Source organism: Geomesophilobacter sediminis, from assembly GCF_016458275.1.
Lineage (GTDB): Bacteria > Desulfobacterota > Desulfuromonadia > Geobacterales > Geobacteraceae > Geomesophilobacter > Geomesophilobacter sediminis.
On the sequence record NZ_JAEMHM010000033.1, the window covers coordinates 13,755 to 39,678 of the forward strand.

The following is a 25,924-nucleotide window of genomic DNA, read 5'->3' on the forward strand; positions in this document are numbered from 1 at the left end:
GTGAAACCCTACCCTTCCCGGTGGGAGTCCCATATCTTGCGCGATACGGGTCTGAGAAACGGGCCCGCCAACCCCACCGGTACAGATGGAATCAGAGCATCCCCACCAGCCGGGCCTGTACTTCCTCGCGTTCCTCTTCCTGCCGGGCCAAGTCCCAACCAAGTTCTCCCGCCATCAGTTCCAGCACCACCGGTGCCGCAGCCTGCGCGGCTTTTCGGTCCAGCAGGGCCAACGGGATCCGCCGGGCGAGAAAATCCACGGCGCGAACGGCCAGCTCGTGCCGCGCCGCGTATACAATCTCCCCCTTCAGGTAGGGATAGTCCGATACCAGGCGGTCGCCGAGGTTACCGGCACAGATTTCGACCACTTGCACGGCGCGGTCGCCGTAGCTTTGCTGCAGGTGAGTGGCCACCTCCGCCGCCAACCCGTACCGCTGCGCCAAGGACGGCTCCTCACCCGGGACGAATTCGGCGGCGCCATGCAGCGGCAGCGTCTCGGTCCGGCACGGCGCGGCAGCCAGCCCCCCCTCCTGTATCGCCCGATCAACGGTGTCCTGCGCCATCTTCCGGTAGGTGGTCCACTTTCCGCCGGAGATGGTGATCAGCCCGGAAGAGGCGATGTTTATCGCGTGGTCCCGGGCGAGTTTTGCGGTATCGCTGCGATCCGGGTCCCCGACCAGGGGGCGCAGCCCGGCCCAACTGGCCGCAATGTCCGTGGGCTCCACCTCCAACGAAAAATAGCGACGCAGATGGCGCAGCAGGTACTCGATCTCCTCCGGCCCCACCGCCGGATGGTCGGTCACCTGCGCCGGGGCGTCCGTGGTCCCGACCAGGCAGCGCCCGTGCCAGGGGAGGACGAACAGGAGCCGTCCGTCGTCGGTGCGCGGAATCATGATGCCGGCCTCCGGCGGGGCAAAGCGCCGGTTTAAGACGATGTGGGCACCGGAACTGACCGAGAGGATCGGCTCGGCAGCCGGATCGTCGAGAGCGCGGACCTGGTCGGCAAACGGACCGGTCGCATTCACCACCACGCGGGCGCGGATGTCCCAGGTCCCCCCGCCGATCCGGTCCCGCACCGTGGCCCCGGCCACCCGCCCCTGTTCCCGGTAAAGACCGACCACCTCGACGTAGTTGGCGACCGCCGCCCCTTCCGCCAAGGCGGTGAGAGCGAGGGCGACGTTCATCCGGGCGTCGTCAAACTGGCCGTCGAAGTAGAGGACTCCGGCGCGGAGCCCCTCCTTGCGGATCATCGGGAAACTCCGGACCGCCTCGTCGTGCCCCAGCAGTCGGCTCGCCCCGAGCCCCGCCGCTCCCGCCAACAGATCGTAGAGCTTGAGCCCGGAAAGGAGATAGGGGACCTCGGCGAGCCGGTAGATGGGGGTGACCAGGGGGAGAGGGTGGCAAAGGTGCGGAGCGATGCGCAGCAGGATGCCCCGTTCGTGGAGTGCGTCCCGTACCAGGTTGAACTGGACCCCGTCCAGATGCAGCACTGCCGCTTCCAGGTAGCGAACCCCGCCGTGGACGAGCTTGGTGCTTCGGCTGCTGGTGCCGGAGGCAAAATCCCCCTTCTCGACCAAGGCTACACGCAAGCCGCGGCTGGCGGCATCGAGCGCCGCGCCGCAGCCGGTCGCCCCGCCGCCGATCACCAAGAGGTCGAAGGTCTCACCCGTCTTCATTTTTTCCAGGAGTTCTTGCCGTTGCATGCCTGCCGCCCGTCCCATCAGCCAGTTAAGTGACCTACCCGGTGACCTGCCTAGAGGTCTGCCCAGGTGCTTACCCTGTGGGAGCGCCTTTCCAGGCGCGAACCGCCGAAGGCGGTAATTACTGGGGTTCCCGATCCCGCCCGACCAGCCACCATTCCCTTGTGAGCGTCGCGTTTCGTTCCCCAACGCGACCTACCTTCATAAGAATGACCGGGAGGGATAACAACATTTCCCTCCCGGCCACCTTCGCACAAAGATGAAACGGCGTCAATGCCGCTGCTAAAGCTAGAAGGTCACCTGGGTCCGCACCCCGAGCGTCTTCACGTCCGGCCGGCTCCGGTCCCCCTCCGGGTTGATCAGGTACTGTGCCACCGGGGTGATGGAGATCTGTTCGCTCAGCTTCACCTTGTAATAAAGCTCGGCGAGCTTCTCCTGGGAGGCGGTCACACCGGGGAGGATCTGCCCGTAAGCCACGGCGAGCACGTCGTCCTTGCGTCCCGGGATCAGCCCGGTGTACTGCCCACCGGCACTCCAGGCGCCGCGGGTGGCATAGGCGTTACGCTCGCGCACCCCGTAGCGGAAAAACAGGGCCACCGGCCCGCTCACCTGCTGGTCGAAGCTCACCCCACCACCAACGGCGTTTCGCTCCAGCAGCTTGTTTTCACCGTCGGCACGCGCGCCGTCGATGCTGCCGTAGATCCGGTAGTTACCCTCCAGTTCCCCGAGCTTTACCTTGTAGTCCAACTCCGCAATCCCATAGCCGTGGTCGATGACGTCCGAGCCCGAAGCATCTCCCGCACCGTAGCCGATCCCGAAGGTGAGCGACTCCGCGAGGCGCGCCTGCAGCCGCGCCCCCGGCCCGATATCGGGAACACCTAGGACCGGAGAATTGGTGAACGCGCCGGCCAGGAACTGGCTGTTTTCGTCGTTGGCGACGGCGTTCGCGTCAAAGTAGCTGGTGAGGTCGATCTTCCCAGCGGTAAGCGTGATGCGGTCGTTGACGGCGGTGTGCTCCACCCACGCCTGCCGGAAGCGGACCCGGTCTCCGGTGCTGCCGGCCACGTTGTCCAGTTTGGAAAAGTTGCCGATGTGGCGGTCCAGCCCATCGCCTCCGGTCGACTCGACGTCGATCACCGCGATGGTTTTCTCGCCGACCGAGAAGTTGAAGACGAGGTCGCCGCGCCCGACGGCGTCGACATGGTCGGTGGGACGGTTGCCCAGGGAACCCTGCAGTACCCCGACCAGCCCGCCGCTCATGGAGATGTTCTTGCTCAGGGCGTGCAGTTTGGTCCCCAGATCCTCGTTACGCTGCTGGAAGGTGCGGGTCCGCGCCAAGAGCATTTCCGCACGCAGTTCCTCCTGAAGTTCATCTACCAGGACCAGATCGGCATGATCCACCGAGCCCGGCCCCTCCTTCACCACCTTGTCGGCCATTTTCTCGGTGAGCAGCACCACGGCCGCGGCCAGCTCGACCCGGCTGTAGCAAACCTTCCCCTCGCGAAACTCCGGCGAAAAGATCCCATCGATCTGGTACTTGGCCCCCAACCGCGCCAGTTCCCCGCACGCCGCGTTGCCGATTTCCACCTTTTCCGGGATGGCGAAACGACCGGCGTATGCGGTCAAGGGGGGTACCAGGGCGAGAAGCGCGAGTATCATCACTGCGACGGACAACATCTTCATTACATTCCTCCTGTTTTGGTGACTGCGTCATTTGCGGCGCGACCGCTGCGGCCGTGTCGTCAAATTTGATTTTCATTTTCATCAATTTGATACTAAGATACCTCTGCGCGGCATGCCTGGATGAAAGGGTGGTGGAACGCGCACGGAACCTGCGGGAATCGGCTTGTGTCAGGGGATGAGGAATGCGGTCTTTTTGAATGCAGATTTCAATATCATTTTAATCGAGGCTCCGTCAAGCCAAAAAATCCGGATTGGGCGAGAAAAAATATCCGTGCGCCGTCTCTCTTGGGACTCAAGTTTTGTATACGAAAGCCGATAGGTTAGCTGATGGTTTGAGAGCAGCTCCTCTCTTCGCCCCGCGGGGCGCCTCGATGTTTCCCGATGCCTGCAGCTGGAGTCCGACGACCTTCGTCTCCCTGACGTGAACCAACCGTTTTCCCGGGCGTGCTGCGGTCCTGCCGCAGTCGGCACCGGTTTCCCCTCCCGCCATGACTGCGCCGGCGAGGAAGGAGTAACAAGATGCACCGAGCCGGAATTTCCCATCAGCCCCCATCGCCGTTGCGTACCATGGGCATACTTTTGGGGGCGCTGTTTTCCCTCGAAATCATGCTGATGTTCGCCCTCCCCTACCTCGTGCCGACCCATAACGAGGTGCTGGCCAACTTGGCCGATGCGGCATCGCTGACCGTACTGTTCCTTCCACTGCTTTACTTCTACATCTTCAGGCCGTACCGGCGCTCCGCCGAACTCCAGAAGTCGCTGTCCGAAAACGTCCTGCTGCACGTGATCGACGGGGTGGTGATCTTCACCGCGGACGGAATGATCGACTCCTTCAACCGCGCCGCGGAAAACCTCTTCGGCTACGCCGCCTCCGAGGTAGCCGGACGTCCCATCTCTTCACTGGCCGCGACCGAGTGCCGGCACAAGATGGAGGAGGCGCTGCTGCACGGGGACGGCTCCACCGGGGCGGCCTGGGAGTGCACCGGAGTGCGCAAAGACGGGAGTACCATCGAGCTTGAGCTGTCGGTGAGCGATCTGCGGCTGGGCAAGGAACCGATGCGGCTGGCGATCATCAGGGACATCACGCTGCGCCGCAAAGGCGAAGAGGAGCTGCGCCGCGCGCTGTCGCTTTTGAGCACCACCCTGGAATCGACCGCCGAGGGGATCCTGGTGCGGGACCTGGTGGGAAAGACGGTGATCTACAACCGCCGCTTTGCGGAGATGTGGCGCATTCCCGAGTCGGTGCTCAGCACGCACGACGATGAGGTGATGCGGGAACACGTGCTCGACCAGCTCAAAGACCCGCGCGCTTTCATGGAACTGACCACGCGGCTTTACCGGGAGCCGGAACGGGAAAGCCAGGATATCCTCCATTTCAAGGACCACCGGGTCTTCGAAAGGGTCTCGCTGCCCCATGTGGTCGGCGGCCGCATCGCGGGGCGCGTGATCTGCTTCCGGGACGTGACCGAGCAGACCCAACTCGAACAGCAGCTGCGCCACGCCCAGAAGATGGAAGCGCTGGGGACGCTGGCCGGCGGTGTTGCCCACGATTTCAACAACATCCTGACCGTCATCATCGGCTACAGCAACGTCATCGCCCGCAGCCTCAAAAAGGACGACCCGCTCCAGCATCCCGTGGACCAGATCATCGCCGCGTCGGATCGGGCCGCCTCGCTCACCGCGAGCCTCCTCGCCTACAGCCGCAAGACCACCATCGACCCCAAGCCGATCGAGCTCAACCAGGAGCTCCGCAATTTCAACCGGTTCCTCAAACGGCTGATCGGGGAAAAGATAGAGCTCGTCACCAGGTACGCAGACCACCCCCTCACCGTCCTGGCGGACCGCGGCCAGATCGAGCAGGTGCTGATGAACCTCGCTGCCAACGCCCGGGACGCCATGTCCGGAAACGGCTGTCTGGTGATCGACCTGCACCCGCTGACCATTGATGCCGACTTCGTCAAGCTGCACGGCTTCGGACCCCCAGGCGACTACGCGGTCATCACCGTTGCCGACACCGGCGCCGGGATGGACGAGGCGACCCGGGAAAAGATCTTCGAGCCTTTTTTCACCACCAAGGAAACGGGGCACGGCACCGGGCTGGGGTTGTCCATCGTCTACGGCATCGTGCGCCAGCACCGCGGCCACATCAACGTCTACAGCGAGGCGGGCAAAGGGACCACCATGAACATCTACCTCCCGTTGACCGCTGATGCGGCGCAGCCGCCGCTGGTCGTCCCGGAGCCGATGACCGCGGGACACGAAACGGTGCTCTTGATCGAGGACGATCAAAGCGTCCGGGGATTGGTGGGAAATGTGCTGCAGGATGCGGGATATAGAGTGATCGAGGCGGTAGACGGGGAAGAGGCGGTGGCGAAGTTCCGGGAAGCTCCGGAAACCGACCTCCTTCTGCTGGACGTGATCATGCCCAAGAAAAACGGGAAGGAAACCTACGAGGAGATCCGAGCCCTGCGGCCCGGGGTGAAGGCGATCTTCATGAGCGGGTATACCGCCGACATCGTGCAGAAAAACGGGCTGATCGGGGACGGGCTGGTGATCATGAACAAGCCGCTCGCCCCCAACGAGCTGCTCTACAAAATCCGGGAGGTGCTGGACCGGCCCCGGGGTTAGCTCGGTTTCTCCCATCCCAGGGCGAGGGAGACGGCCCGGCGCCACCCGGCCCGGAGCTGGTCGCGGCGCGACGGATCCCCGGTCGGCTCGAAGCGCCGCTCCGGCGTCGAGCGGCTCCTGAGCTCAGCCAGGTCGAAGACGCCGGCTCCGATACCCGCCAGCAGGGCGGCTCCCAGCGAGGTGGTTTCGGTCAGCGCCGGGCGGAGCACCGGGACCCCGAGGAGATCCGCCTGGAACTGCAAGAGAAGGTCGTTCGCGGCCGCCCCTCCGTCCACCCGCAGCGCCTGGACCGGGATGTTTCCGGCCCGCTCCATGGCCTCGATGGCGTCGCAGGTCTGGTAGGCGATCGCCTCCAGGGCGGCCCGGACCAGGTGCCCCCTGCCGCTCCCCCGGGTCAGCCCGGCGATGACGCCGCGGGCGAAGGGGTCCCAGTAGGGGGTCCCCAGCCCGGTGAGCGCCGGGACGAAGTACACCCCGCCGTTGTCCGGCACCGAACGGGCCAGCGCCTCCGCCTCGGCGGAACTCGCCAGGATCCCCAATCCGTCCCTCAGCCATTGCAACGCCGCCCCGGCGATGAACACCGACCCCTCCAGCGCATAACAGACCTCGTTTCCCAGCTGCCAGCCGATGGTGGTCAGCACCCCCTCCCCCAAAACCGGCTCTTTGCCGCTGTTCATCACGATGAAGGCCCCGGTCCCGTAGGTCGCCTTGGCCATCCCCGCCGCGAAGCATCCCTGTCCGAAGAGTGCCGCCTGCTGGTCCCCCGCCACGCCGGTGACGACAAGCCCCTCGAGCCCCGGCAGGGCACACCGGGCAAAGGACGCCGCACACGGGAGCACCTCGGGGAGCATCGCGGCGGGAATGCCGAAGCGCGCCAGCAGTTCCGGGTCCCACTGCAGGGTGTGGATGTTGAAAAGCAGGGTCCGGCTCGCGTTGGAAACATCGGTGACGTGCACCCTCCCGCCGCTGAGCCGGTAGATGAGCCAGCTGTCCACGGTGCCGAAGCAGACCTCGCCCCGCGCGCCGCGCTCCCGCAGACCGTCCACCGACTCCAGGAGCCAGGCCAGCTTGGTCGCCGAAAAATAGGGATCGAGCAAAAGCCCGGTCTTCTCGCGGATCCCCCGCTCCTCCCCCGCCCCCTTCATCGCCTCGGTCCGCTCGGCGGTCCTTCGGTCCTGCCATACGATGGCGCGGGAAAGCGGCCGCCCCGTGTCCCGTTCCCACACGATGGTCGTCTCGCGCTGGTTGGAGATGCCCACCCCCGCAATTTCCGAGAGCGGCACGCCGCAGCGGCCGAGTACTTCGCGCAGGGTCGCCTCCTGGCTGGCCCAGATCTCTTCAGCATCATGCTCCACCCACCCCGGCTGCGGGTAGTACTGGGGAAACTCCTTTTGGGCGCTGGCGATAACGCGCCCGTCGCTGTCATAGAGGACGGTGCGGCTGCTGGTGGTTCCCTGGTCGAGAGCGAGAAGGTAAGGCATGGAAGATCCTCTTTTCAATGCACAATGGGTTTACGCGTCGGATTGACTACTTGAAGCGCCAGATGATCCTGGTGCCGATCCGCTCCTCCAGCTGGTACATCCGGGGGAGGGTCCCGCCGGTCGGGCTCTGGTCGTAATACAGGGTGAGGTCGGCGCGCGGCGAAAGATGGATTCCCATTTCTCCGCTCCAGGAGAGACCGCCCCGCAGCGAGCGGCTGAAGTCATAACTTTGCCGGGACGTGATGTCCTGGCCGATGCTGTGACCGGTACTTTCGTAACTGAAAACGGGGAGCTTGGCGGCTGCGGAGAGGTAGAGGGTCTCCGGGAGGGAAATGCGCCACCCGGCCTGGGCATGCACGTTGTGGATCGACTCCGCCACCGCGCCGGGAAGATCCCGCTCCAGGGCCCGGTAACCCACTCCCAGCTCCGGCTCCAGGGTCAGGTCGCCACCGGCGGAATACCGCACCCCACCGGTAGTGAGGAAACGGTCCGCATCGAAGAAGCGGCTCTGGCTGAGCGGAGGGGAAAGTTTGGGCACACCGAGGTCCGCGGCGTATGCCGCAGGGGTGAGGAGAAAGGCGGCAATGATGAAAAAAGAAGACTTGATCATGCGTCACCCGGATCGATGCCCTCCCGCGGAAGGCGCTGCCGGAACACAGAAACGCATTCCGGCGCAAGACCAGCAATAGCAGATATCGCGGCAGGAGACAATCCGGATCTTGTCGGTGGAAACGTCAGGAGGGGGCGGCAAGGGAGGGGCAAGGCAGGCATCGGCCGAATGCGGCGCTCACAGCCAGGGGATCGGTCCGTTAGCGGCGCTCCCCAGACGCTTTTTTCCGTCGTCGGGCTTGCCGTGGGGGGTCGTTTCCGAGGAGAGGAGCTCAGCGGTCACCCTCCCGACGGCGACGGTAGTCTCGATCTTTACCGGTACCCGGTTTTGATCGTCGGTCATCCAGATCAGCATGTCGCCGGTCCTGCGGAACATCCCGGCGGTCTTCTGCAGCGGCCGGACCACGATGGTCGCGACCTTGGCCAGGTTGGGGAGGCGGATCTCCTCCTTGCGCAAAACCTCCACCGGCACCTCGGCGTAGATCTCGCTGTCGTAGACGTGCATCACCTCGTTCTTGCCGACTTCCAGGGGACGGTTGCGCAGGTAGTAGATTCCGGTCAACGAATCGACAACATCGGTGGTGGGAACGTCGAGTTTCTGACGCCGGCCGTGCACCAGGTCGTTCCAGGCGACGGTCCTTTTCTGCATGTTGATGGTGAACATCTCGTCGGCACGGAAGGAGCCTTCCCGCTGGCGGATCGAGGTGTTGATGAACCTGCCGTCGATCCGGTTGGTTTCGATCACGTCATCGACCGGGAAGATCGCCGAAAAGGCGAGGTTGGTCTTGATCCGCAAGCCGACCGAGGTGACCCCGTTTTCGTTTTTGGACTCGAGTTCGGCACTGCCCACAGGAATGCCGAGTTTGGTTATCTGGTAGGTAAGTTTTTCGTACTGGGCCGAGAAATAGCTGCCGGTACCGGCAACTGCGGTCGGTACCGCAACCGGCTTCGCATTGGCCGGCGGGGCCTGGGCAACGGCCGGACGCGGCGCCGGAGCTGCGGGCTCTTCCTTTACTTTCTTGATCGGGGGGGGCTCAGTGGCAGCGACCGGTACTTTCGGTGCCGGCTGGGCAGGTGCCGGGGGGACAACCGGGGCGTCATCGTCCGGTTCGGCGTCGGTCTTCTTGGCAACCGGCGCTACCGCGGGGGGCTGTTCCTGCTTGGGTGCGGCCTCCTCCTTGGGAGCGACCACCACCGGGGCCTTCGCCTCCGGAAGCGCCTCCGCCAGGGAAACGGTGATGCAGGGGGGATTGACCGCGGCACCGAAATCGTAGCTTCCCAGGAAGCGAAAGGCATACGCCACGAGGAGATGCGCCGCGAGCGAGAGGACGACGCAGTAAGAAATCCGGCGCAGGTTGCGGAATAGTTTGAACATGTGGTACCCCCGGCCATTCCTCATGCAGGAAATGCGCCGAAACGGTCCGCAGGCGAATCGGAGGGGCGGGCCGCAACTGTTGCTTCAAGATCGGAAAAAGGCCGGCACTTGCGTGCCGGCCCGATAACAGCATCAGGGCATGGAGAGGGGTGGCCCCCTCTCCATGTTTTATTGAAGGACTAGTAGGTAACCGGGCGCACAATGCGCTTGACGAAGCCGTGGTTACCGTTGCCCTGTGCGGCGGTGTGGTCATCGCAACCACCCCAGGTGTCAACCAGCGGAACGGTGTCAGCGGCAACGCCATCGACAGCCGGTCCCTTGAGGCCAGCAGTGACGTTGACCTTGATGTTGGTGGAGGTGCCGAGGGTGTAGCAGCCGCCGCCTGCGCTGGTCAGGGTACCGGAAACGACACCGGTAGCCAGGTTGAACTGGGTGCTGGCAGTCTGCTGCCAGTGCTTCTGCTCCCAGTTGGTGTCATTGGAGACCGCCTGGGTGGTGAAGGTCCCTTTGGAAGCGGTGGAACCGTTGAAGAACCCGGTAGCGCCCGTGCCGGTGAAGCCACCGAGGGTACCCGGAACGTGCTGTGCATCGCCCAGACCCGGGAGGAAGCGCTCTACCTTGGTGGCATTGCCCATGCCGTCGATGTAGTAGCCTTTGGTGGTCGGGGTCACGCCGGCAGCGGCCAGAAGGGCGGCCGGGGTGAAGGTGGTGCCGGAAGCGTTGGTCCAGCTGGTGTCTTTAGCGGAACCGTGGATACCGCCGTAGGAGTTGGCAGCACCGGAGTTGTGGCAGTTGAGGCACTGGATGCCGAAGATGTTGCCGAAGTCGGTGCCCTGCTCGCCGCCTGCGTACCAGGAGACGCCAGCGCCGTTGTTGCCGGCGGCGATACCGCCGTAGGTAGCACCCGGGGAGTTTGCGCCCGGAACGCCGAAGATACGTACTTCGAACTGGGTACCGTCGGTTGCTTTGCCGGTGGTGTAGCCGCCGAACGGCAGGGTGTTGCCGATGCCGTTGCAGCGACCGGCCTGGTCGTATTCGCCGGCGTGCGGCTGCTGGCCGTTGCCAGTGTCAAGACCGGTGCCGATGTAGATGGAGCCGTAGCGGCTGTAAGCGTGGCAGTTGTAGCAGACCAGGAACGCACCGTTCGGGTTGGTGTAGGTGACGGTGTTGTTGGCGCTGACGGTGAAGGCGTTCTGGGTGTGTTTCTCGTCGGTACCGATGTAGTTACGGAGGAGGTACTCGTTGTTGGAGCCGTGGGCGCCGATCGCGACGGTATTGAGGTTGCCTTTGCCGTCGGTGGTCACGCCCGGGGACCACTGGCCGACGGTGTGGCAGTCGCCGCAGTGGAGGGTGGAGTCGTCGCCCAGGCCGGTAGCGGCGGTGCCGTCGGTGCCGAGCGGAACGTAGAGAGCGTTGAAGTTGCCAGCGTCGTAGATGGTGCTGCGGGCGCCTTTGAGGGTGGCGGAGGAGTTGGCAGCGAAGGTGCCGGGGCTTGCGATCTGACGTGCGCCGGCGGCGCGGGTACGGCCGGTGTAGCGGGCCCCTTTGACGCCGTGGTGCGAGTTGTTGGTGGTGTCGAACTGGTTGTCGACGTTGGTGACCGCCGGACGCTGCATCTTGTCGTAGCGGTTGGAGATGGTGTCACCGAACGGGTTGGTCGGGGAAGCAGTCTTGCCGTTGGCAGCGACGCCGTTGCCGTTGATGTAGGCCTGGATCTGCAGGCTGACCGGGGAGGTTGCGCCGGTAGCGCTGTGGCAGCTCATGCAGAAGTTGTCCATGGTGGTGTGGTTCGGGGTGGCCGGATCCCAGACCATGTCGGCGTCGGTGTGAGCGTTACGCAGGTGGGTCTTGCTGTCGGCCATATGCTTGGAGGCGTCGACGGTAACGTTGCCGAAGGAGTCGATGGTGCCTTCAAGGTGGCAGGCGGCGCAGTGAGCGTTGTCAAGGGTGACACCGGTCACGTGGTGGGACCACTTGCTGAACTCGGTGGCCGCGGCGCGGACACCGTTGTTGTCCTGAACGAAGCCAGCGCCTGCGTTCTGCGGAATGGAGTGGCAGCCGACGCAGCCCGCTTTGGCCAGGGCGAAGTTGTGGGTGGAGTGGCAAGCGGTGCAGTCGCCGCCGACGCGCGGGAGGTAGATCTGGTGGTTCGCGTCGCCGGTGGTCACGCCGTGGCAGGAGGCGCAACGCCCGCTCACTGCCGGGTTGTGATCGTTGTGATTCGGACCGTGGCAGCCGGCGCAGCCGGTGTAGAGGACGCCGGAGGTCGAATACTTGGCAAAGGAGGTGAAAGCGGTGTTGGTGTAGTGACCGGACTGCTTGTAGTCAGCGATGAGGTTCTGACCGCCGATGTCGAGGGTCGTCTCATGGCACTGCTGGCAGGTGTTGTCCTGGGTCTTCGGGGTCGGGAAGGTCATCACGATCGGGGAGGTCAGGGTGGTGGTAGCCCCCGAGTTGACGGTGACGCCGATGGCGAAACCTTCGTAGGTCACGGCGGTGCCGGTGAAGGCCTTGACCGCGAGGGTGACTTTGCCCGGGTAGATCCCGGCGATGGTCCCCTGGTTGGTGGCGGTGTCAACGGTCCCGCGGACCACCGGAACCGGGTTGCCGTCGATGCCGGTACCGGTCACGGTCACCTGGACAGAGGTGATACCGTTCGGAGCGGTGAGTTTCACACTTTTGGCGGTGGTTTTGGCGCGATCGCCGCCCCACACGAGTTTTGCATTGACTGCGCCGGGGGTGCCAGTGCCGCCATTACCGCCAAGACCGGCCAGGTTGTGTGCGCCGCAGCCCGTCATTGCCAGCAAAAATGCGACAAGCAACAAGTAGTGCAGCTTACTCAGATGGTTTCTCATCTTGCTTTCTCCTTTGCTTTTTTGGTTTCCGAACCATGGTCCGTTCTGCCCAATGCAGTTTTCGTTCAATACCCAAAAACTTGTCCTTTGCCCTGCGTTTTCACCTCCATGTTAAATAACATCAGTGTTTGGAATGAGTGCGCTTGTGCCCGCAAGCCCCTCAAATCCGGAGTTCCTGAACCTGCCAAGGAATCGTAGGTTTCTCCAGTCTCAGTTCTGAGCGAAGTTTTGGTGGAAGACCAGGCTCCCAATCACGGTCCCGGTCGGGTAGGTGATCCCGCCAGAGACGGCGCCGGTCGGGTAAATCACGCCGCCGGTGACGGTCCCGGAGGGGTAGATCACCCCGCCGACGACCACACCGTTGCCGTAGCTCGCTCCAGCGGATACCGAACCGGTCGCGTAGAAGACACCGCCGATGATGGTACCGGTCGGGTAGGTGACCCCGGTGACCACGAACCCTACCGGGAAGGCGATGCCGCCGACGATGGTGCCGGCCGGATAGGTCACCCCGCCGATGACGACTCCGTTCGGGTAGGTAACGCCCCCGATCACGGTTCCGGTCGGGTAGACCACGCCGTTGATCACGGTGGCGCCGGTCGGGTAGGTCACCCCGCCGATCACCGAACCCGGGGGATAGGTAATCCCGCCGATAATGGTGCCATCGGGGTAGGTTACTCCGCCGGTGACCACGCCGGGGATCATCGCGATGAAGTCCAGCCCGCTCACGTTGGCGCTGCGGATGGCAACGGTCTTGGAGGCCGGCGTGAAGACGTAGGTGCCGGTGCTCCCCGGGGTGCAGACCAGGGTGTAGCTCGTGTTGTTGGCCAGACCGGCGATGACGTAGCTCCCGTTGGCGTCGGTGACCGCGGTGGTGGTGCTCTGGTCGGTAGCGCTGGTGGCGGTCACCGTGATGCCGGCCAGTCCGTCGCCGTTGATGGTCACCTTACCGAACAGGTAGAAACCGTTGGCCGCCGCGGTGGTCACGCTGACGGTGTTGCTCGGGTCGGAGACGAGACCGGAGGTGTTGACCGCGGCGACGCTGTACTGGTAGGCGGTGGACCCGACCACCGCAGTGTCGGTGTAGGTGGTCCCGGTAACCTGGGCGATCTGCAGCCCGTTGCGGAAGACGAAGTAACCCGCGATGTCGGTGTCGGCCGGCGCGGTCCAGGTCAGTTTGACCGAGAAGCTGGTGACGTCGCTGTCGGCGGGAGTTGCCAGCGTGGGTGCGCCCGGTTTGTTGTTGTTCAAAGGCGTCGAGGCCGGAATCTGCAGGGCGACGAAGACGTCGCTGGCCGCGGAGCGAACCCCGCCGCTGCTGACCGCCTTGAGCCAGTAGGCGTAGACCGAACCCGAGACGACCGCGGTGTCGACGTACGCCGGCTGCACGCCTGCGCCCGCCGGGAAGACCACGGTGGCGATCTTGAGGGTGTCGCCGTTCCCCATGTTCTTGCGGTAGATCTCGTAGATCACGAAGCTGTCGCCGGCGGCCGGGGTCGACGCGGTCCAGGTCAGCGGCACCGAGTTGCTGGTCGGGGTGCCGGCCCGCAGGTTGGTCGGAATGGACGGGGCCGTGGTGGCGCCGCCGGTACCGGCCGGGGTGGTGACGTTCAGAGCGTCGGAGAGCTGGGACTCGAGCCGTGCCCCGGAGGTGGTGGTGAAGGTGTAGCTCACCTGGTAGCTGTAGGTGGAATTCGGGAAGACGCTGCCGTCGGTGAAGCTCATGGTGGTCGCGTTGGCGGCCGGGAGCAGCCCCGAGGCGATCAGGACGCCGTCCTGGTACACGTTGTAGGTGACGTCGGTGCCGGTGACGGTGTTCCATTTCAGGGTGACCCCGGTGGCGGTGGCCGGAGCGCTCGGGTCCTGGATCAGGCCGGCCACAAAAGCCGGGGCCGGATCGGTGGCGGCGCTTGCGGTGCGGACGGTGAGGGTGTTGGAGGCGCCGGAGAGGTTCCCGTTGGCATCGGCGGCCTTCACGTAGTAGGTGTACTGGGTGAGCGGCTCCAGCCCGGTGTCGGCGAAGGTGGTGCCGGTGACCCCGGCCGGGGTGACCAGCTGGGCGTCGCGGTAGACGTAGTAGCGGGAGGCCGGGATCTGGGTTCCGTCCGCCGCGGTCTTCATCGCCTGTTTCCACTGCAGGTTGTTCTGGGTCGCGCTGAAGGCGACCCGGACCAGGTTGGTCGGAGCGGCCGGCGCCACGGTGTCGAGCGAGGTCAGGGTGACTACCTGGACGATGTTGCTCTCGGGGGAGAAGTTCCGGGAGCGGTCGAAGGCGATCACCTTGTAGCTGTAGTGCGACTGCGGGGCGACGTTCAGATCGGTGAAGGTGGTGGTATCGGCCGCGACGGAGCCTACCGAGACGAAGACGTTGGACTGGTCGGCGCGGCAGATGACGTAGCCGTCAAGATCGGCGTCGGCAACGGCGCTCCAGTTCAGCACGACCTGGCGGGCGCCGACGGTGGCGGTCGGGGCGGTCAGGCCGGTCGGGGCGGCGGGAGCGGTGGTGTCGGCAACCAGGGCCGGATCCGCCTGAAGAGCCGTCGTCTGGGCGTTGGAGATGCCGGTGATGATGGTCGCGCTCGGGACGTACTCGCCGGGGAGGCTCCCCTGTGCCTTCAGCGTTACCGTGACGGTCTGGATGCTGTTCTTGATGTCGCCGGCAAGAGTGCCGAGCGGAGCGGTCATCTTGAGGACCAGTGCGGGAAGGTCACCGTCCAGGGTGGCAATCGCGGAAATGGTCACCAGCAGGTCCTGCTGCTCCTTGGAAGTAGCCAGATCGGTGGCACTGGCGGGAGGAGGCGTGGTGGAAAAGTTCGGCCCGAAGAAGTTCTCCAGGATCAGCGTCGCGGCACGCAGGTTGCTGTCGGTGAAGCCGCCGTTCCCGGCCATGCTGTTCACGTTGACGTACTGGTAGAGCGCCTCGGTCGCCAGGCTGAGCATCACCGGGGGCAGCGGCCCGTCGGCAAGCAGGGATGCCGGGACCACCGCTCTCAGGATGGTGGTGTTCCCCCCAACCGTCGTGGCGAAAAGCTGCTTGGCCCGCTTGGCGACGGAAGCCGTCCCCTGCACCAGGACCGCCCCTTGGTAGTTGGCCGGGATGCGCAGCGAGTAGGAGCCGTCGCTGCCGCTGGTCACCTTGGCGGGGTTGATGCTGAGCGGGGTCGTGGACCCGTCCGCGCCAAGGGCAAACGCCTCAACCTGCACTCCCGACGCCGGCATTCCCGTGGTGGCATTGGATACCACACCGGAGATGGTCTTGGTGGCGACATTGTTCTGGGAGCTGCCGAAGTCGCCGCACCCGAAAAGGAGCAGCGATAAAGAGGCGAGCAGGAGCGCTCCTAACCAGTACCTCTTCAAATTAACCCGCATACAACGCCTCCTTCTGTATATCTGTGATTTTTAGTCATCGTCGAAGGTATGAGCACCCGTGGTGCTGCTGTTCGTCCGGAAGCCTTCGGCCTCCTACAATCCGAAATTGACCGTGTTGCCGCCCGACGGGACCTGAATGTCGTGCCCCGTCACCGTTGCGTCCATCAGGATGGCGTCCCCCCAGGCATAGCCCGGATAGGAGTACGCGCCAAGCTTCGGTGTCAGGAGGTAGTAACGCTCCGGCAAGCCGGGGAAGGCATATTTGCCGGTTGCGTCGCTGACCGCGGTGTAAATGAAGCCGCTCACCAGGGGGTCGCTCAGGGTCAGGATCACCCCGCTCACCGCCGCCCCGGTATCGGTGCGGATCGTTCCGGACAGGCCGTACGCCGCGACGTCGCCGGTGAAATCGGCGGTGATGTCCGCCCCGTTCGGGGTGACCGAGCGGTTTGCCGGGGTGAAGGTGATCCCCCCCAGCGGATGGTGGGGAGTCAGCAGGTACTCCCTCCCGTTTTGCAGCCCGGAGAGGGTGTAGGCCCCGGAGGCGTCGCAAACCGCCGTGGCGGCGACGGAGCCTGCGACGACGTCGGTCGCCGTGACGGTCGCGCCGCTTAATCCGGCGAGGTTGGCCGCGCGAACCGCCCCGGCCACCTCGAACTTGGTGCCGGCGAAGTCGGCGACCGCTCCGGCGCTGCCGGTCACCGTGACGATCCGGCTCGCCGGGGTGAAGGCATACCCCTCCAGGGAGGGGGTAACCACGTAGTTGCCGGGGGCCAACCCGGGGAAGCTCTTCTGGCCGCTCCCCCCGCAGTTGTCCGAGATGGACGCAGTGCCGGCAACGGTGAGTCGCACCACCCCGGGGTTGGCGACCCCGGAAACCTTCACCAGGATCGTGTTGGCCGGTGCGGTTTCGGCTGCGGAACCTCCCCCCCCGCCGCAACCGAAGAGGAACAACGGTAACAACGCGCCGAGGGTGAAAAGCAGGATGTTTCTCGCAATGCCGGTCTTCAAATCAGTTTCCTCAAAATGCTGCTGACGACTTCCTTGCTATCAGGCTGGGCCAACCGCTAGTTGGTCGGCCACGGCGCCGGATTGACGGCGCGGCTGTTGGGATCCTGGCTGAGCAGCGTCGCATGGCAGCTGTTGGTGCAGTTGAACAGGTTGGTCACGTCCGACGGGACGTAGGAGGAGATCGCCCCTCCACCGCCGGCGTTGAGCGTGCTCCGTGCCGAAACCTCGAAGCCCGGGGTGGTCAGAGTGCCGAAATGCTGGTTCACCCCGGCAACCGTGGTGAGCAGATTATGGCAGTCGGTGCAGAAGATCGCCGCGTTGTTCTTGCCCGGGAGCGGGTTGGGGAGCGCCAGGTGGAGCTGGTGCAGGTTCGCCGACTGTACGTTGCCGGAGAAATAGTCGTTGTACTGCGCCGCGGCCGTTCCTTTGAAGCTGTGGCAGCTGGTGCAGGCGGTGGTGATGTCGGCGTAGCTCGCCGTCCAGGCCGGGGTGGTTTTGCCGCCGTGGCAGATGGCGCCGACGCAGGTCCCCTGGCTGTAGCCGAAGCTGCCGTTTTGGGCCGCAGCGTTGCCGGCCAGTTTGAGGAACGCGATGCCGTCGGAAGGCGCCGTCGCGTGCTTGGCCGTGCCGCTGCCGTAGCCGGAATGGCAGGTCGCGCAGGTCACCCCGGTGAAGCCCAGGTGCACGAGGTGCGCGCCGGGGCGGTTGGGGCGGCCGGTGATGTTGTTGGTGGCGCCGTCGGGGCCGGTGAGGCTGCCGCCGGCGTTCTTGTTGGTGTGGCAGGAGACGCAGTTGCTGGAAGAACCGGCAGCCGCGGGGCTCGTGACGTGGCACATCATGCCGTAGCGGAGAAAGTTGTCGCTGCTGGTCAGGCAGGACGGCGCATCGGCCGGGCCGGAGGCGGTGCCGGCAACCGAGTGGCAGGGCCCGCAGGCGGTCCCCAGCGTTGCCGAGCCGGCTACCGGCTGGCCGTTGAAGGTGGAGAAGCCGTGGAAATTGCCGCTGGTCTTGTCGAGCCATCCGGTGGGATGACCGAGTTTCTTGTCGGCGTTGGGGTGGCAGGAGATGCCGTTCCACTGCGCGGTAAAGCAACTCACGTTGGCGACGCCACCGTCCAAAAGCGCACCATGGCACTGGGAGCAGGAGGTGGTGTTGGTGGTCTGGGCGCTCCCGCCATTGGCCTCTTTGTAGGCGGCGGCGTGCTGCACCACCCAATCGGAGGGGTGATGCCCTTCGGCGTCGACGCCGGGAGCGGCGTCACCATTGCCGTTGGCACAGGCGGACAGTGCGGCGAGCGCCAGGGAGACAGAAGCAATCTTGATGATGGACGTGATCTTCGGCATATCCCTCTCCTATCGGTGGCAGGCGACGCAACGCCCGTTATTGGCCCGGCCGTGGCAGCGGTAGCAGCTTTCGGGATCGAGCTTCCCTTCGATCTTGTGCATCGTCAGGAAGTCACCGCGGTGCGGGGCCATCCGGTCGGGACGGTCGCTCAGCATCTCGGCCGGCTTTATCACGGTCTTGTTGGTGTGGCAGTCCGCACAGAAGGAGACCTTGTGGCAGGTCGCGCACAGCGTCGTGTTGTCCGTGGAGGCGTAGAACCGGTGGTTCTGGATGAAGATCCGGGTGTGGTTGAAGGCCGCATAGGGCTTCAGGGTTCCCTTCTGCTGGTCCTCATGGCACTCCGAGCAGCTTACCGGCCCTTCGGCCAGTTCCTCGGGGTGGGTCGCCGGGAGGTTCGGCAGCGCCTTCATCTGGGCGCAGGCGGCGGAAAGGGCGATCAGCCCGAAAAGCGCCAGAACAGGGAATATCTTGAGCCGGTTCATTATTTAGAACCTCCTTTAGCGGTGAAGTTGTAGGTGACGCGGATCAGCCCCTTGAGCTCGTCGTTGTAGTCGGGGTTCTGACCGTAGCTGATGTCGCCGGAGACGGCGAGCTGCGGCGTGATGTGGTAACCGACCGAAGCGGTCCCCTCCCAGGCGGCATCCTTGTTGTCGACCTTCTCCTTGAAGACGTAGGCGATCACGTCGCCGGAGGCGAAGTAGGTCTTGGTGTCGCGCATCGCCCAGCCGCGGATCTCGTGGAAGGAGCCGGAGGCGTCGGACGCCGGTACGATGGCGAAGTCGCCGCTGGAGCGGAGGTAATGGTAGGAAACGCCGGCGCGGACCGTGTTGTTGAACAGGCTGTTGGAGCGGACCTCGCCGCCGAAGCGCTCGGCCTTGCCGATGTCGCGGGTGTAATGCTTGAAGTCGGCGCTCACTTCCGCGACCTTGAAGGTGTAGGTGGCGGTGGCGCCGAGGGAATGCGACTGCTGGCTCAGGTTGCGGACCATGTTGGAGAAGAGCAGCGAGTCGAAGAAGTAGTCACGGTCGTGATGCTCCTCCCAGGTGGCGCCCACCGCGAGATCCTTGAGGGGCCGCAGCTGCAGCAGGTAGCTGTTCTCGGCGATGTGCTCGGTGGTCGGGTTGTAGCTGGTCTGCCCGGAGAGCTGGAGCATCGGGTGTGGGTTGAGGTAGAGGTCGTAGCCGATCAGCCGGTGGTCGCCGAAGGCGGTCGGGAGGGTCGGGCTGGTTTTCGGCATCGGAGCGGTGCTCTCGTAGACGCCGGCGAGGCCTACCTCGAGCTTCCCGGCGTAGCGGTAGCTCATCCGGCCGCCCCAGATGCCGTCCCCTTTACCGTCGTTGCCGGCGTAGGGGATGCTGGTGGTGTGCACCGTGGCGCCGCCGAAACCCGAAATCGCAAAACCGTAGGGGAGGTCGGTGCGGGCGCCGACGCCGTCCACCTGCTCGTTCAGGATCCCTTCGTTGACGAAGAAACGGCCCGCCTTGGCTTGGGCATTGGCGGATTTGAAGCGGTACTGCAGGTAACCGTAGGTAAGGTTGCCGTCGGTCTTGGTGTCGTTGCTGTCGCGGTCGGCTAACTCGACCTGCCCCCAGCCGTAGATGTGGGCCGACAGGTTGCCGTCGGCGAGCTTGGTGGCGTCCAGACCGACGAACTCGGTCACCGGCACCATGGTCTTCTTGTCGAAGCCCGGCAGGTCGTTCTGCCGGAAACGCATGATACTGGTCGAAGAGACCGTTGTCTCAGCCAGAGCCGCAGCGGGAAGAGCCAACACCAGTAGGGAGGGGAACAAGCGGTATAGCATCTTTTTCATAGGAACTCTCCTGTCCTTAAAAATCCGACCAGCAGGTTAGTGCGGTTTCTACGGGGAGCGCCGTGCCGGCGTGGCGTGCGGCTTCCCCTGAACAGCGGGCACAGGGCCCTGTCAAGCAGGCCAGCGAGAACATTAGATTCTCGCCTGGGTCCCTTCAGGTCGTCGCCGACCTTTAGATCCTTCTATTCGTACTGCAGCGGGCCTGAGTGGCAGACACCCTCGAGGACGACGGTTCCGGCGCGGCGCGACGGTTCCGGGAGCAGCGGTGCAACTATGAGTTCCAGCAACGAGACATATGGATAGGAATGCGGGGCTGCCGTTCCCGGTTGCGGGCACAGCATCCCGAATACTTTCTGGAGAGATATGGAAATGAGCGAAGCGAACTGCAGCAGCATGGCTACAGGCATCACTGTTTTTGCGGAGGAGTCATGCATCAAATTCTTCGTTACCTTTGCCTTTCGTCATTGCAGCTTAGACATTAGAAACCGGTGCTGAGACAGTGCAAGTTCGCTGCCAAAGCTCATAACATGTTGTTTTGTGGCAGTTATAACTGATAACGAGGTCACGAGCGGTATACAGTGTACCACCCGGCATTCGCGATACCAGTTCTTCATCGGATTCAACAAAAAAATGTTTAGACAAAAAACCCTTTGAGGAGATTATTTTTTCCCTATGAGCATTTCGCATGTACATAAGTTAAAACTAATTCATTGGTTTTTGAAACTCTCGATTTTTCGCCCAGTTTGACACCACGAAGGTACAGTAATGCCCGTGATTGCTCGCGTATTTATTTAAAATTTTCAAATGTTAACGTTGGAAAATGAACTATCGGAAAAACGAAATATAGGGAAAGCGGCATAGACAGGGTAGGGAAACCCCGATTTTCGGGAAGAGTTTATGAGACAAAACATTGACGCAGCACCACCCCTTTTGTCAAAAAAACCAACGAGAAACGCCCGCCCCGAAAGAGGCTTTTGATAAATAGCTAATTTATCGCCGTTATTAAAAGATAGGCCCCGCCGGATCAGCGGGGCCTATCTTTGACGAAATCCGGGTGGGGGAAGAGGACGCGTCAGCGGGATGGGGGGACCGGCTTTTGTGCCGGAACCGCGACGGCGAGGAACAGGGCCGCTACCGCGGCGAGCAGGGCTCCGAAGAGGAAGGGGGCGACGTTGCCGTACCGGGACCAGATGAGACCGAAAACGATGCTGGCGGGAAGGGCCCCGGCGCCGACGGCGAAGTTGTACCAGCCGAAGGCGGCCCCGCGCTGGGCGGGATCGGCCATGTCGGCCAGAAACGCCTTCTCCACCCCTTCGGTCAGGCCGTAGAAAAGACCGTACACGGTGAAGAGGAGCCAGATGTGCAGCTCCGTCGCGGCGAAGGCGAAGCCGACGTAGGAGATGGCATAGACGCTCCACCCCGCGAGAATGATGCCGCGGCGCCCGATCCGGTCCGACAGGACTCCGAACGGCATGCTGGAAAGCATCTTGACCAGGTGAAAAAAGGCCCACAAAAGCGGGATTCGGAAGGGGGGCATCCCGAGCTTGCCGGCCTTGAGCAGGAGAAAGGTATCGGAGGAGTTGCCCAGGGTGAAGAGAAAGAGGATGAGGAGGTAGGTCCGCAGGCGCCCGGGGGGAAGCATCCCGAGCCGGACCGGCGACGACGATGCCGAGGCGTGACGTTCCACCTCGCGCACCCGGAAGACGATCAAAAGGACGGCTATGACACCGGGGATGGCGGCGAGCCAGAAGACGCTGCGCACGTCGGTGACCAGGTAGCTCAAAAGGAAGGTGGCGATGAGCGGCCCGACCAGTGCGCCGGCGTGGTCCATGGAACGGTGAAAGCCATAGGCCTTGCCCCGGACCTCCGGGTCCACCGAGTCCGCGATGAGGGCATCACGGGGTGAAGTGCGGATCCCCTTGCCGATCCGGTCCCCGGTACGGATCAAGAGCACTGTGAACGCCGACGGTGCCGCCGCGATGAGGGGACGGGCCAGCGCGGAGAGCCCGTAGCCGAAGAGGACCAGCGGCTTGCGTGCCTTCACGCGGTCAGAAACGATGCCGGAGCAGAGTTTGAGCAAAGAGGCGGTGGTCTCGGCCACCCCTTCGATGACGCCGAGGAAAGCGGGACCCGCACCGAGGGTGCTGGTGAGAAACAGCGGCAGCAGCGGATAGATCATCTCGCTGGAGACGTCGGTAAACAGACTCACCAGCCCGAGGAAGAAGACGTTGCCGGACAGTCCGAAGAACATGATCAGTGCCCACCCTGTAAGAGTACTTATTGGAAGCGACAACGAAGACAATAATTAAATAGTACGTCACGCTCCAGTCTACCCAAAAACGAAATTTCGGGCAATGCCGCCCCCGTCGCCCCGTCGCCCCGTCGCCCCGTCGCCCCGTCGCCCCGTCGCCCCGTCGCCCCGTCGCCACCGTCGCCACCGTCGCCACCGTCGCCACCGTCGCCACCGTCGCCACCGTCGCCACCGTCGCCACCGTCCACTCCGCCCAAAAGGTCCCGGTTCGGCGCCCGCCCGGAAAAAACCGTCCAATAGTATTGACAACCCTTCCACGATTGGATTACCTAAGCTATTAAAATTTTGCCAGCAACGCAGGAGGCGGACAGATGCTTAAGGATAAGAAGACCGGGTTCATCGGCGGCGGCAACATGGCGGAAGCCATCATCAAGGGGCTGTTGGCGGGAGGGGTCGCTGCGGCCGACCTCACCGTCGCCGAACCGTTCCCCCAGCGCCGGGACTACCTCGCCGAGCGCTACGGGATCACGACCATCGCCGATAACGTTGAACTCTGCCAGGCCAGCGACACCATCATTATCGCGGTGAAGCCCCAGGTCTCCAACGCGGTTTTCAGCACCATCGAGAACGTGGTCGGGGTCAACAAACTCGTCATCTCCATCATGGCGGGGGTCCGGACCGCGGCGGTCGAAGGGGCGCTGACCCAGGGAGCGCGGGTGGTGCGGGTCATGCCGAACACGCCGGCTCTGGTGCTGGAAGGTGCCTCGGCGCTTTGCCGCGGCGCCAACGCCAGCGATGACGACGTCGTCCTGACCCGGCACATCTTCGAGCTGATCGGCACCGCCTGCGTGGTGGACGAAAAGTACATGGATGCGGTGACCGGCCTTTCCGGCAGCGGCCCCGCCTACGTCCTCACCTTCATCGAGGCCTTAGCCGATGCCGGCGTGAAGCAGGGCCTTACCCGCGACACCGCGACCGCGCTGGCCGCCCAGACCGTCCTCGGGAGCGCGAAGCTGCTGCTGGAGACCCGCGAGCATCCGGCGGTGCTCCGAGGCAACGTCACCTCCCCCGGCGGGACCACCATTGCCGGGATGTACGCCCTGGAGAAGGAAGGTTTCCGCGGGGCGGTCATGGATGCGGTCGAGGCCGCCACGGCGCGCTCCATCGAGCTGGGTGCGAAATGAAGATCCGTGCCACCGTCCAGGTGAAGGGAATCGTCCAGGGGGTGGCTTTTCGCCACTACACGGCGCAGACCGCCGCACGGCACGGGGTCACCGGCTGGGTGCGCAACCGGTATGACGGATCGGTACAGGCCTGTTTCGAAGGGGAGGACGAGGACGTGCGGGCGGTAGTGCAGTGGTGCCACAGTGGCCCCCCCGCAGCGGCGGTGGAATCGGTCTCGGTCGAGGAAGGGGGCTACACCGGCGAGTTCAGCGGCTTCAGCGTGAGGCACGACCATGACTAGGGAGATTGCCATGAAAACAAACCGAGTGGTGACCAGACTACGGGCGGTACTCCTCTTTTCCCTTGTGGCGGTTCTGTTCGGTGCCGTCGCTCATGCGGCCCAGGACGACCTCGACCTGAACAAGGCGGTGAAGGTTGGGACCGGCAAGACCATGGTGATCGAGTTCACCGACCCCGACTGCCCCTATTGCCGCAAGGCTGAGGCGTTTTTCCGGGGACGTCCCGACGTGACCCGCTACATCTTTTTCCTGCCGCTCAAAAACCACCCGAACTCGAAGCCCAAGGTGCAATACGTCCTGTCGGCCCGGGACAAGGCGAAGGCCTACCTCGAACTCCCCATCGGGCCCCTCGACGCGCACCGCATGGCGGAGATCACCCCGGAGGGGATCAAGCTCCAGGAAGAACACCACAAGATCGCCAAGGAGAACAAGATGAACTCCACCCCGAGCTTCCTGATCTACGGCAGGATCATCGAAGGATTCGACCTGCGGAAGTTAACCGAAGCCCTGGGCAAATAAAGACAGGGGACTGGCTCCGAAGGTGCCTGTCCCCCTTGTAAAAGCAGGGGACTGGCTCCGAAGGTGCCTGTCCCCCTTGGATATGTCCCCCTTGGATATGTCCCCCTTGGATAGATAGAAAAAAAGGCGGAGACCAGCAAGGTCCTCCGCCTTTTGTTTACATTTTTCCCCCATCCACCTGGACCGGGTTCACTCCTTGATCGGCCACCCGGTCTCGTATCCTTCGGGATAGAACTTTTCCCTCGTTCTATTGAAGTAGCCGTACTGGATCTTCGGGAAGGTCTTTTTCACCTTTTCCAGCATGCGGTACATCCCGATCCCCTTCCCCTGCACCCCCATCCGCTCGTTGTAGAAGGCGGGGTCGATGGAGAGGTTGCGCATCTGCAGCATGTCCACCCCAGTGTGATCGATGAAACGCAAAAGCGCATCCACCTCGGACTCGCTGTCGGTCACCCCGGGGGAAACCAGGTAGTTGATCATGGTGAAGAGCCCCCGCTGTTTGGCGGTCTTCACCGATTCGACCACGTCGGCGAACCGGTACCCCTTGGGGCGGTAGTAACGGTTGTAATACTCCTCCTGCACCGAGTTCATCGAAAAGCGCATCGAGTCCATGCCCGCGTCGCAGAGCATCCGGACTCGGTCCGGAAAGGAGCCATTCGAGTTGAAGTTCACCGTGCCCCGGGTGCTCCCCTCTTTGAGCCGGCGGGTCGCCACGGCGATGGTGTCCGCCTGCATGATCGGATCGCCCTCGCACCCCTGACCGTAGGAGACGATCGGCTCGGGGGCCTCTTCCAGGTGCGGCAGCATGAGCTCGACGATCTCGTCCGGGGTCGGCACGAACGGGATCCGCTCGTGGTTGGACGGGCAGCAGTCCGAGGGCTGGAGGCTGATGCAGCCGAGGCAGCGGGAGTTGCAGACCGGCGAGGTCGGGATGGGCGCCTCCCAGCGCCGGAAGAAGAGGTTCTTGGCCGCGAAGCAGTGGTAGTCCACCGCGCAGCGGGCGAGCTGGGTCAGGAGCCGGTTTTCGGGAAAGGTCGCCGCGAGCTTGCGGACCAGCGGATCGAGCTTGCGGTCGTCGTAGTTGCGCGGGAGCCAGTTCTCGTTGTCATCCACCCGGCTTGCCGCCACCACAAAGCATTCCCGCTCCTCATCCCACCCCACCGCCGTGTACGACCAAAGCGGCAGGTGCACCTTCTTCTTGCTGTAGTCGCAGGCAGGAAGGAGCGTCCGCATATAGCCCGGGGCCATGAAGGCGGAGACCGCCTGCACCTTCATGGAGCGCGGTCCCTCCTTCACCCGGTCCACCGTGATGAAGCGGCGTTCCCGGGTGTCCCAGGCAACCGGAGGAGTGTTGGGAATGGTAAAGAGTCGGCTGTCTTCGGGAAGGGGGATAAGCTCCACCGATTCCGGAAGGACCGCCTGATCGCCGTTCATGCCGGCCATGGTGAGATAGGGATGATCGTAGATGTTGCCCTGGCTATCTGCGTAGAGCAGTTTGGGGAGAGATTTGCGTCGCATTACGGTACCTGTCGGCGAGTCCGCCGGATTCCATAAGATTTACTGCCTGCCACAGTAACAAAAAACGGGATTGAATAAAAGCCTGCGTCGGACCGGAGATAAAAAACCGTCCGGGATAGAACCACTGAAAATCGAGAGACGCCCCATGGAAAACGGCAGGGACCTTTCGATATCGGGAGGCGGTCAATATAGAGACCGAGGTACTACTTTGTCGTAACCGAGGTATCCTAGCGAAAACAGGGCCTGTAAAATCCTTTGTGTAAATGGCCAATTTCGGTTAGAACCCACTCGACAGGAGGGAGCCGATGGCCAGTG

The 25,924-nt window shown here is 63.7% G+C and carries 18 protein-coding genes; 4 read left to right on the forward strand and 14 right to left on the reverse strand.

Annotation, left to right across the window (positions count from 1 at the left end; all coding sequences use genetic code 11):
• Positions 1-91: 91 nt before the first annotated feature.
• Together JFN93_RS24725 and JFN93_RS24730 are read right to left on the reverse strand one after the other, a co-directional pair.
• Positions 92-1,702 carry a glycerol-3-phosphate dehydrogenase/oxidase gene (locus JFN93_RS24725; RefSeq protein WP_199387064.1) on the reverse strand — a complete coding sequence of 537 codons (1,611 nt, stop codon included), beginning with the start codon at positions 1,700-1,702 and terminating at the stop codon, positions 92-94.
• A 285-nt stretch (positions 1,703-1,987) separates the two neighbouring features.
• Positions 1,988-3,382 (reverse strand): carbohydrate porin, encoded by a 1,395-nt coding sequence (locus tag JFN93_RS24730; protein WP_236021956.1) that lies wholly within the window; start codon positions 3,380-3,382, stop codon positions 1,988-1,990.
• 519 nt (positions 3,383-3,901) lie between these two features.
• Here JFN93_RS24730 and JFN93_RS24735 point away from each other — a divergent pair.
• Positions 3,902-6,010, forward strand: a complete 2,109-nt coding sequence (locus tag JFN93_RS24735; protein ID WP_199387065.1) for a hybrid sensor histidine kinase/response regulator — start codon at positions 3,902-3,904, stop codon at positions 6,008-6,010.
• Here the strand turns inward: JFN93_RS24735 and glpK are convergent.
• The 11 genes from glpK to JFN93_RS24790 form a co-directional block, all read right to left on the reverse strand.
• The gene (gene glpK, locus JFN93_RS24740; protein ID WP_199387066.1) at positions 6,007-7,491 is read right to left on the reverse strand and encodes a glycerol kinase GlpK; all 1,485 of its coding nucleotides are present in this window, start codon (positions 7,489-7,491) and stop codon (positions 6,007-6,009) included. The two genes, JFN93_RS24735 and glpK, sit on opposite strands and share 4 nt — an antisense overlap.
• Before the next feature lie 46 nt (positions 7,492-7,537).
• On the reverse strand, positions 7,538-8,101 hold the full coding sequence (locus JFN93_RS24745; protein ID WP_215907863.1) for a hypothetical protein: 564 nt from the start codon (positions 8,099-8,101) through the stop codon (positions 7,538-7,540).
• Positions 8,102-8,278: 177 nt separating this feature from the next.
• Positions 8,279-9,475: a DUF3108 domain-containing protein gene (locus tag JFN93_RS24750; RefSeq protein ID WP_199387067.1), complete on the reverse strand. Its 1,197-nt coding sequence runs from the start codon at positions 9,473-9,475 to the stop codon at positions 8,279-8,281.
• A gap of 179 nt (positions 9,476-9,654) precedes the next feature.
• Positions 9,655-12,330, reverse strand: coding sequence for a cytochrome c3 family protein (locus JFN93_RS24755; RefSeq protein WP_199387068.1), 2,676 nt, complete (start codon positions 12,328-12,330; stop codon positions 9,655-9,657).
• A gap of 210 nt (positions 12,331-12,540) precedes the next feature.
• Positions 12,541-15,696 carry a hypothetical protein gene (locus tag JFN93_RS24760; RefSeq protein WP_199387069.1) on the reverse strand — a complete coding sequence of 1,052 codons (3,156 nt, stop codon included), beginning with the start codon at positions 15,694-15,696 and terminating at the stop codon, positions 12,541-12,543.
• Between the two features lie 93 nt (positions 15,697-15,789).
• On the reverse strand, positions 15,790-16,704 hold the full coding sequence (locus JFN93_RS24765) for a carboxypeptidase-like regulatory domain-containing protein (protein ID WP_199387070.1): 915 nt from the start codon (positions 16,702-16,704) through the stop codon (positions 15,790-15,792).
• 56 nt (positions 16,705-16,760) lie between these two features.
• Positions 16,761-18,047, reverse strand: coding sequence for a CxxxxCH/CxxCH domain c-type cytochrome (locus JFN93_RS24770; RefSeq protein WP_199387071.1), 1,287 nt, complete (start codon positions 18,045-18,047; stop codon positions 16,761-16,763).
• A gap of 9 nt (positions 18,048-18,056) precedes the next feature.
• On the reverse strand, positions 18,057-18,530 hold the full coding sequence (locus JFN93_RS24775; RefSeq protein WP_199387072.1) for a cytochrome C: 474 nt from the start codon (positions 18,528-18,530) through the stop codon (positions 18,057-18,059).
• Positions 18,530-19,858: a hypothetical protein gene (locus tag JFN93_RS24780; RefSeq protein WP_199387073.1), complete on the reverse strand. Its 1,329-nt coding sequence runs from the start codon at positions 19,856-19,858 to the stop codon at positions 18,530-18,532. The genes JFN93_RS24775 and JFN93_RS24780 overlap by 1 nt, the downstream gene beginning before the upstream one ends.
• A gap of 182 nt (positions 19,859-20,040) precedes the next feature.
• Positions 20,041-20,265, reverse strand: coding sequence for a hypothetical protein (locus JFN93_RS24785; protein ID WP_199387074.1), 225 nt, complete (start codon positions 20,263-20,265; stop codon positions 20,041-20,043).
• A 665-nt stretch (positions 20,266-20,930) separates the two neighbouring features.
• Positions 20,931-22,109: an MFS transporter gene (locus JFN93_RS24790; protein WP_199387075.1), complete on the reverse strand. Its 1,179-nt coding sequence runs from the start codon at positions 22,107-22,109 to the stop codon at positions 20,931-20,933.
• Positions 22,110-22,480: 371 nt separating this feature from the next.
• On the opposite strand from JFN93_RS24790, the gene proC reads away from it, so the two are divergent.
• From proC to JFN93_RS24805, 3 genes are read left to right on the forward strand one after another with little or no spacing between them, the layout of a single operon-like run.
• A complete protein-coding gene (gene proC, locus JFN93_RS24795; RefSeq protein ID WP_199387076.1) occupies positions 22,481-23,293 on the forward strand; it encodes a pyrroline-5-carboxylate reductase in 813 nt (270 codons plus the stop codon).
• Positions 23,290-23,574, forward strand: a complete 285-nt coding sequence (locus JFN93_RS24800; RefSeq protein ID WP_199387077.1) for an acylphosphatase — start codon at positions 23,290-23,292, stop codon at positions 23,572-23,574. Before proC ends, JFN93_RS24800 begins: the two co-directional genes overlap by 4 nt.
• 10 nt (positions 23,575-23,584) lie before the next feature.
• On the forward strand, positions 23,585-24,091 hold the full coding sequence (locus tag JFN93_RS24805) for a thioredoxin fold domain-containing protein (RefSeq protein WP_199387078.1): 507 nt from the start codon (positions 23,585-23,587) through the stop codon (positions 24,089-24,091).
• A 189-nt stretch (positions 24,092-24,280) separates the two neighbouring features.
• Here the strand turns inward: JFN93_RS24805 and JFN93_RS24810 are convergent, their stop codons facing one another.
• On the reverse strand, positions 24,281-25,609 hold the full coding sequence (locus JFN93_RS24810) for a radical SAM protein (RefSeq protein WP_199387079.1): 1,329 nt from the start codon (positions 25,607-25,609) through the stop codon (positions 24,281-24,283).
• Between the last annotated feature and the right edge of the window lie 315 nt (positions 25,610-25,924).